The organism is Streptomyces palmae (genome assembly GCF_004684805.1).
Lineage (GTDB): Bacteria > Actinomycetota > Actinomycetes > Streptomycetales > Streptomycetaceae > Streptomyces > Streptomyces palmae.
The window spans coordinates 1-8,201 of sequence record NZ_SRID01000318.1; the positions used below are offsets into that span (position 1 = coordinate 1).

6 protein-coding genes are annotated in these 8,201 nt (G+C 74.1%); 4 read left to right on the forward strand and 2 right to left on the reverse strand.

The features are described 5' to 3' along the window. The coding region (locus E4099_RS25190) for a (2Fe-2S)-binding protein (protein WP_245245147.1) at window positions 1-805 on the forward strand (805 nt) is incomplete at its 5' end. Then, window positions 802-3,180, forward strand: a complete 2,379-nt coding sequence (locus E4099_RS25195; RefSeq protein ID WP_135341408.1) for a molybdopterin cofactor-binding domain-containing protein — start codon at window positions 802-804, stop codon at window positions 3,178-3,180. The genes E4099_RS25190 and E4099_RS25195, both read left to right, overlap by 4 nt. A gap of 295 nt (window positions 3,181-3,475) precedes the next feature. On the opposite strand, the gene E4099_RS25200 is transcribed toward E4099_RS25195, so the two are convergent. Beyond that, complete coding sequence (locus E4099_RS25200; RefSeq protein ID WP_209446726.1) at window positions 3,476-4,720, reverse strand: MFS transporter; 1,245 nt, start codon at window positions 4,718-4,720, stop codon at window positions 3,476-3,478. 146 nt (window positions 4,721-4,866) lie between these two features. On the opposite strand from E4099_RS25200, the gene E4099_RS25205 reads away from it, so the two are divergent. Both E4099_RS25205 and E4099_RS25215 read left to right on the forward strand, forming a co-directional pair. Further along, on the forward strand, window positions 4,867-5,802 hold the full coding sequence (locus E4099_RS25205; protein WP_135341409.1) for a LysR family transcriptional regulator: 936 nt from the start codon (window positions 4,867-4,869) through the stop codon (window positions 5,800-5,802). Between the two features lie 432 nt (window positions 5,803-6,234). Further along, window positions 6,235-7,392: a YeiH family protein gene (locus E4099_RS25215; protein WP_135341411.1), complete on the forward strand. Its 1,158-nt coding sequence runs from the start codon at window positions 6,235-6,237 to the stop codon at window positions 7,390-7,392. 146 nt (window positions 7,393-7,538) lie between these two features. Here E4099_RS25215 and E4099_RS33190 read toward each other — a convergent pair whose 3' ends face one another. Next, entirely contained in the window at window positions 7,539-8,114 is a 576-nt protein-coding gene (locus tag E4099_RS33190; RefSeq protein WP_167828476.1) for a hypothetical protein, read from the reverse strand. Between the last annotated feature and the right edge of the window lie 87 nt (window positions 8,115-8,201).

Below are 8,201 nucleotides of genomic sequence, written 5' to 3' on the forward strand. Positions count from 1 at the left end.
TCAGATGTGTCTAAGAGACAACCCCGGGCCCCCGCACACCGAGCACCCCAACGCCTCCTATGTGCTGCGGGTGAACGGCGCCGACCGCGAGGTCACCGACGCCTGGATCGGCGAGTCGCTGCTCTATGTGCTGCGGGAGCGGCTGGGGCTGGCCGGTGCGAAGGACGGGTGTTCGCAGGGCGAGTGCGGGGCGTGCTCGGTGAAGGTGGACGGCCGACTGGTGGCCTCCTGCCTGGTGCCGGCCGCGACCGCCGCGGGCTGCGAGGTCCGTACGGTCGAGGGGTTGAGCACGGACGGGCAGCCCTCGGACGTACAGCGGGCGCTGGCCGCCTCGGGCGCCGTGCAGTGCGGGTTCTGTGTGCCCGGGCTGGCGATGACGGTGCACGACCTGCTGGAGGGCAAGCACGCGCCCACCGAGTTGGAGACCCGGCAGGCGATCTGCGGCAACCTGTGCCGCTGCTCGGGCTACCGCGGTGTGCTGGAGGCGGTCCGCGAGGTCGTCGCGGAGCGGGCGGCGGCGGAGGAAGCGGCCCAGGAGGCGGAGGCCGGTGCCGCCGCCGGGGCCGGACCCGACCCGGTGCGCATCCCGCACCAGATGAACCCGCACGAGATGCCCCCGCCGCAGGGCGGCGGTGGCTACCCGGGCGACATCCCGCACGGTGAGGGTGTCCACCCGGCGGGCGCGCCGCACGGTGACGGCGCCTACCCCGCCGGTGCGCCGCACGGTGATGGCGCCTACCAGACCGGTCCGTACCAGGGCGGCCCGCACGGGGGCGGCAACGGCAGTGGAGGGGCGAACGCATGACCGGAATCGCGGACGGGGCGATCACCGCCACCTCCGTCACCACTCCGCCCGCCCCGGCACGGAAGTCCCCGCACGGGCTGGGCGTGTCCCTGCCGAGCGCCGACGCCGACGCCAAGGCGGCCGGGGTCTTCCCGTACGCCGCCGACCTGTGGGCCGAGGGCCTGCTGTGGGCGGCGGTGCTGCGATCCCCGCACCCGCACGCCCGCATCCTGTCCGTCGACACCAGCCACGCGGCTCGGATGCCGGGAGTACGGGCGGTGGTGACCCACGCCGACGTGCCGGGCGATGCCACGCACGGGCGGCGGGTCGCCGACCGGCCGGTGTTCGCCCGGGACGTGGTGCGGCACCACGGCGAGCCGATCGCCGCGGTCGCCGCCGACCACCCGGACACCGCCCGGCTGGCCGCCGCCGCCATCGCGGTCGAGTACGAGGTGCTGGAGCCGGTCACCGACCCGGAGCAGGCGTTCGCCGCCGAACCGCTGCACCCGGACGGCAATCTGATCCGGCACATCCCGCTGCGCTTCGGGGACCCGGAGGCCACCGGTGACGTGGTCGTCGAGGGGCTGTACCGGATCGGCCGGCAGGACCCGGCGCCGATCGGGGCCGAGGCGGGCCTGGCCGTGCCCCGGCCGGACGGCGGAGTGGAGCTCTACGCCGGTTCCACCGACCCGCACAACGACCGCGACCTGGCCGCCGCCTGCTTCGGCCTGACACCGGACCGGGTCCGGGTGGTGGTCACCGGAGTGCCCGGCGCGATGGGCGAGCGCGAGGACTCCGGCTTCCTGCTGCCGCTGGGGCTGCTGGCGCTGCGCACCGGCCGGCCGGTGAAGCTCGCCGCCACCCGCGAGGAGTCCTTCCTCGGGCACGCCCACCGGCACCCCACCCTGCTGCGCTACCGCCACCACGCGGACAGCGAGGGCAAGTTGGTCAAGGTCGAGGCCCAGATCCTGCTGGACGCGGGCGCCTACGCGGACTCCTCCGCGGACGCGCTGGCCGCCGCCGTCTCCTTCGCCTGCGGCCCGTACGTCGTCCCGCACGCCTTCGTCGAGGGCTGGGCGGTACGTACGAACAACCCCCCGTCCGGGCATGTGCGCGGCGAGGGCGCGATGCAGGTGTGCGCCGCCTACGAGGGCCAGATGGACAAGCTGGCCGCCAAACTCGGCCTGGACCCGGCCGAACTGCGGATGCGCAATGTGCTGGCCACCGGCGATCTGCTGCCCATCGGGCAGACGGTCACCTGTCCGGCACCGGTCGCCGAACTCCTCCAGGCGGTACGCGACGAGCCGCTGCCCCCGCTGCCCAAGGACACCGACGAGGCCGACTGGCTGCTGCCGGGCGGCACCGGGGGAGCCGGCGACCCGGACGCGGTGCGGCGGGGCGTCGGCTACGCGCTGGGCATGGTGCACATGCTGGGCGCGGAGGGCGCCGACGAGGTGTCCACCGCCACGGTGAAGGTCAGCGGGAGAGTCGGGCCCGAAGCGCTGTCCGCCGAGGGCGGCGGGGTGGTCCGGGAGGGCTCGGTCGCCACCGTCATCTGCTCCGCGGTCGACACCGGCCAGGGCTTCTCCACCCTGGCCCGGCAGATCGTGCAGGACGTCCTGGGCATCGAGGAGGTGCACATCGCCCCGGTGGACAGCGACCAGCCGTCGGCCGGGCCCGCCGCCCGGGGCCGGCACACCTGGGTGTCCGGCGGGGCGGTGGAGCGCGCCGCCAAGATGGTCCGCACCCAACTGCTCCAGCCCCTGGCGCACAAGTTCGGCATGTCCACCGAGCTGCTCACCATCTCCGACGGCAAGATCACCTCGTATGACGGGGTGCTCTCCACCACCGTGGACGAGGCGCTGGAGGGCAAGGAGCTGTGGGCCACCGCCCAGTGCCGCCCGCACCCCACCGAGCCGCTGGACGATTCGGGGCAGGGCGACGCCTTCGTGGGCATGGCGTTCTGCGCCATCCGCGCGGTGGTGGACGTGGACGTCGAACTCGGGCTGGTGCGGGTGGTCGACATGACGGTCGCCCAGGACGTGGGCCGGGTGCTCAACCCGCGCCAGCTGCGGACCCGGATCGAGGCGGGCGTGACGCAGGGCATCGGCGCCGCGCTCACCGAGAACCTGCGCACCAACCGCGGTCTGGTCCGCCGTCCCGACCTGACCAGCTACGCCCTGCCGACCGCGGTGGACGTGCCCGACATCCGCGTGGTCAAGCTGGTGGAGGAGCGCGATGTGGTGGCCCCGTTCGGCGCCAAGGCGGCCAGCGCGGTGCCGGTGGTGACCTCGCCGGCGGCGGTCGCCTCCGCGGTGCGCGCCGCCACCGGCCGCCCGATCAACCGCCTGCCGATCCGCCCGCAGGCGGCGGTGGGGGCGGAACTGCGCGGCTGAGCGGGGGCCGCGGTGACGGCCGCGGCTCACGGCCCAGGTGCGGGGCCCCGCCGAGGTGGACGGCCGGTGGCCCGGCGGCCCCGGGGAGCGCCCCGGCCACCGATGCGCCGATGCGCCGAGGACGGTACGGCTGGGGGTGCCCGCCGTACCGCCTTCGCGCTGTACCGCCCGCACGCTGTACCCGCCTTCGCGCCGTACCGCGCACAATGCCGTGCCGTGCCGTGCCCGCGCGGCGGGGCCGTGCATCCGGGGATCACGTCGCGGCCCGCGGGCTTCCGGCGGGAGCCGTGGTGGGTCAGGGGTGGTTGGGGGAGGGTTCCGGTCTGCGCTGGGACGTGTGGTCGCGCCGGGGGAGCAGGAGCGGGGTGGCCAGGATGAGCAGTCCCGCGGCCGTGAGAGCGGTGCGCGGGCTGGTGGCGTCGGCGAGCAGCCCGCCGAGCGCGGTGCAGACGGCGATGGCCGCCTGCTGGCCGATCGACCAGGCCGTCAGGGTGCGGGCGATGAGGTGGTCGGGCGTGTGGTCGAGCCGGTAGGTGGCGAGCACCGGGGTGTACAGGCTCATGTTGACGATGATCGCCAGCTCGACGGCCATCACGGTGACGAGGCCGACGGTGCCGGGACGGACGAAGGCCAGGCCGATCAGCCAGACGGCGCGCAGGGTGCCGACGGTCCGGAAGACCCGGTGCCGACCGTGGCGGGCCACGACCCGGCGGGCCAGCCGCGAGCCGATGAGCCCGCCGACGCAGGGGGCCGCGAAGGCGAGAGCGTACTGCCAGGGCGGGAAGCCGAGCTGGCGCAGCAGCAGCACCGCCAGCAGCGGCTCGGTGGCCATGATCAGACCGGCGACGAGCATGTTGTTGAGGTAGAGCGCCCGCAGACCGGGATGGCCCATGATGTGCCGCCAGCCGTCCAGCGGCCCGCCCGCCCGGACCGTGGCCTTGCCGGTCGGTCGCGGCGCCTCCTCCCCGCCGCGGATCGCGGTGATGCCCAGCGCGGACAGCAGGTAGCTGAGCGCGTCGGCCACCACGGTGGTCACCGGACCGAACAGCCCGATCGCCGCCCCGCCCAGCGGTGGCCCGACCGCGATGGAGCTCCAGTTCGTGGACTCAAGGCGCGCGTTGGCCACGAGCAGGTCATCCGGCGGGACCAGGGACTTGAGGTAGGCGCCACTGGCCGCGCCGAACGCGATCTTGGCCGCGGCGACCACGGCCGAGACCACCAGCAGCTGGACGAAACCGAGCAGCCCGAGGGCGTAGGCGACCGGGATGGTCGCCATGACCGCGAACCGGGTCAGGTCCATCGCGATCATCACCGGGCGCTTGGGCCGGTACTCCACCCAGGGCGCGAGCGGCACCGCGATCAGCGCGCCCACCGCAGGCCCCACCGCGGACAGCGCGGACACCTCGGCGGGGCTCGCGTGCACCACCAGCACGGCGAGCAGCGGCAGTGCCCCGAACCCCAGCCCGGACCCGTAAGCGCTCACCGCGTACGACGCCCACAGCCAGCCGAACCGCCGGCCCAGCGGTCTCCTGCCCATCATGCCCAGCGCCCCCCGTGACATCCCGACATCCCGATCGAACAAACCGACGTTGATCGGTGAGAGCTAAGCGAGGAGCACAACCGCAGGTCAAACAACTGAAAAGCCGGTCATCCACAACCAGTGGTTGTTCACTAGGGTGGTTCGGCATGGACCTCGAAGCCGTACGTACCGTCGTCGCCGTCGCGGAAGCGGGCCAGTTCCAGAAGGCCGCCGCCGACCTGTCGATCACCCAGCAGGCCGTCTCCAAGCGCATCGCCGCGCTGGAGCGCGCCCTCGGCGTGCGGCTGTTCACCCGGGTGCCGCGCGGCGTCGAGCCGACCATCGACGGACAGGCGTTCCTGCCCCACGCGCGCGAGCTGCTGCGCGTCGCCGAGCGCGCGGTCGCCTCCGTGCGCACCGGCCGCCGTCCGCTGCGCGTGGACATCATCGCCTCGCGCGGCGCGGCCTCCGGGCTGATGCGCGGCTTCCACCACGCGTACCCCGAGATCGACCTCGACGTGCTGATGCTGCTCGACATCGACACGGCCATCGCGGCCATCCGCTCGGGCACGGTCGACGCCAGCTTCCGCGCGGTGGCCGCGCCGGGCCGGCCCCTTCCCGAGGACATCGAGTCGGTCCGGGTGCTCGACGAGCCGCTGCAACTCCTCACCGGCCCCGGCCACGTGCTGGCGGGCGCCCGGTCGGTGACCATCACCCAGCTCGCCGGGCACCGGATCTGGATGCCGGGCATCGCCCCCGGTACCGAGTGGGCCGCCTACTACGACGACCTGGTCGCCGCGTTCGACCTCACCATCGAGGCGACCGGCCCCAACTTCGGCTCCGACGCGCTCCTCGACACCATCGCCGACACCCCGGCCCTGGCCACCTTCATGAGTGAGCAGACCCGCCTGGTCTGGCCCGCCGGCCACGACCTGCGCCGCATCCCGGTGACCGACCCGACGCCCGTCTACCCGCACTCGCTCCTCTGGCACCGCGACAATCCCCACCCGGCGCTGGCCACCCTCCGCACCTACCTCGCCAACACGGCGGCCGGCCACGGCGCCGCCGGGACCTGGGTGCCGGACTGGGTGATTCCGCGCTGACCGCCGCCGCGTCCCGCCGCCGCACTCCGTCATCGGCCGTCCGTGCGTCAGCGGGTCGGTGCCGGCCTTCGGCATCGCGGAGGACCGGATCAGGGACATCCGGGCCGTACTCGACCCCCGCAAGCTCCGGCCGTGGACAGGGCGCTGCCCCCTCCCGCGCCGGTCACCGCGGGCCGGGCCCGGATGCCGCACCCGCCGCCCCCTCCAGGTCGCCTACCACATGCGGCGCAGTTCGTATGTGAACCGCATATTAAGATTGTCCGGCCGGCGAGCGGTGACCGGCCGCCCGGAACCCACCGGGCGGTGGGCGCCAGGGACCGTACCGACCCCATGGCCGGCGCCCTGCCCGGCATCCACCGGGCGGCAGCCGCCACCTCCGGTAACCACAGGGCGGCGGAGGCCAGTTCCGGCATCCCCAGGAAGACAAATGCCATGGCGTTGAGCGGCTCCGGTACGTCCCGCGGCGAGGCGGTGCCCGGCACCACCCGCCCGGACGGCGACACCACACCGCCGGAATCCGGCGACCCCGGTGAATGCGGCGAACCGGCTCAGCGGGCCCGTCGCTCCCTCCCCCGTGCGCTGCCCGGGCTGGGGTGTGCCGCGGTCGGGGTCGGGCTGGCCTGGCTGACCCATCTGCTGGTGCCCGCGGTGCCGATGCTCACCGCGGCCGTGGTGCTCGGCATCGCCGCCGCCCATCTGCCGGGCGTACGCCGACTGATACGCGGCGGGTGCCGGGTCGGGCTGACCTTCGCCGGTAAGCGGCTGATGCGGCTGGGGGTGGTGCTGCTGGGGCTGAAGCTCAGCCTGGACGATGTGCTGGGCCTGGGCTGGGCGACGGTGGGCATGGTGGTCGGGGTGGTCGCGGCGACCTTCGGCGGCACCTGGTGGCTGGGCCGCCGGCTGGGCCTGCCCGGCGACCAGCCGCTGCTCGTCGCCACCGGCTACTCGATCTGCGGGGCCTCCGCGATCGGCGCGGTCAGCGAGGTCAACGAGAGCGACGAGCGCGATGTGGCGACCTCGGTCGCCCTGGTGACCCTGTGCGGCACCCTCGCCATCGCCGTACTCCCGCTGCTCCAGCACCCGCTGGGCCTGGACGACGGGCAGTTCGGCCGCTGGGTGGGGGCGAGCGTGCACGATGTGGGGCAGGTGGTGGCCGCCGCGCAGACCGCCGGGGCGGACGCGCTCACCGACGCGGTCCTGGTGAAGCTGATGCGGGTGGCGCTGCTGGCCCCCCTGGTGGCGGCGGTCGCCGTCTCGGTACGGGCCCGCCGCCGAGCCGCCGCGTCCGATGCCGCGGCCGATGCCGGGGCCGGGACGTCCGGGACGCACCGTCCGCCGCTGGTGCCGTTGTTCGTGCTCGGCTTCCTGGCCATGGTCGGAGTGCGCAGCACCGGGGTGCTGTCCTCCGGTGCGCTGGAGGCTGCCCGGGTGGCGCAGGAACTGCTGCTGGCGGCGGCCCTGTTCGGCCTGGGCAGTGCGGTGCACCTGCCTTCCCTGGCCCGGACCGGTGGGCGGGTGGCGGCGCTCGGGCTGAGCGCCTGGGTGGTGGTCGCGGGAGTCGGCTACGGCGGGGTGCTGCTGACCACCTGACCCCGCGGTGCCTGGGATTCCGCCGATTCCGGCGGTTCGGCAGTGTTCGCCAGGGGGTGGCGGAAGGGACGGGCCCGGTCGCGGTGGACAGCCCGCCGAGGCGTGTGGTGTCCGTGGCGACCGGGCCCGGGCGGTGCCCGCCGGGGTCAGGAGGAGAGCAGCTCGGTGATCTCCGAGACCCTGTTCTGGGCGTCGACCTTGACGTCGTAGGGGCCGGTGCCCGCGCACTTCTCCTTCGGGTCCTGCGGCTTCTCGCCCAGCGGGTCCGACAGTGTGGCCACGCAGACCTGGAGGTGCCGGATGCTGCGGGTGCTGGTCGTGTCGCCCTCCATGAGGAGCGGCTCGATCTTGGCGTCGTCCAGGATCGTGTAGTCGACCGCGGTGCCCTTGCCGGAGAAGAAGGCGCCCTCGTTCATTGACGTGTTGCAGGTGAGCTTGGCGTCCTGGGCGGTGAGGACGTTGCCCTTCATGCTCTTCGCGTAGATGAACTTGTGGCCCGGCGCCTCGATCGGGCAGCCGTCCTTGTCGTACTTCACGCCTCCGGCGGCCTTGCCGCCCTGGTCGCCGGTGTTCTCCTCGGCGCCCTGCTCGGCGCCGGGCTTGCTGCTGGCGGCGGCCGAGGACCCGGACTCGGAGCTGGTGTCCGACTCCGGGTCGCAGGCGGTCATGGTGAGGGCCGCGGAGGCGAGCAGCGCGGCGGTGAGGACCTTGCGAATGGACATGAACACTCCCTTGGTTGAGCTGCCTGGCCACGGGTGGCCACGGCAGGTGTGGGTGGATGTGACGTGGGGGTGCGGCGGGTGTGAGGG

Excerpts from the sequence above, each read along its gene's own strand:
- E4099_RS25195 (WP_135341408.1), top strand. The coding sequence starts at position 802 with ATGACCGGAATCGCGGACGGGGCGATCACCGCCACCTCCGTCACCACT.
- E4099_RS33190 (WP_167828476.1), bottom strand. The coding sequence starts at position 8,114 with ATGTCCATTCGCAAGGTCCTCACCGCCGCGCTGCTCGCCTCCGCGGCC.
- E4099_RS25200 (WP_209446726.1), bottom strand. The coding sequence starts at position 4,720 with ATGATGGGCAGGAGACCGCTGGGCCGGCGGTTCGGCTGGCTGTGGGCG.
- E4099_RS25205 (WP_135341409.1), top strand. The coding sequence starts at position 4,867 with ATGGACCTCGAAGCCGTACGTACCGTCGTCGCCGTCGCGGAAGCGGGC.
- E4099_RS25215 (WP_135341411.1), top strand. The coding sequence starts at position 6,235 with ATGGCGTTGAGCGGCTCCGGTACGTCCCGCGGCGAGGCGGTGCCCGGC.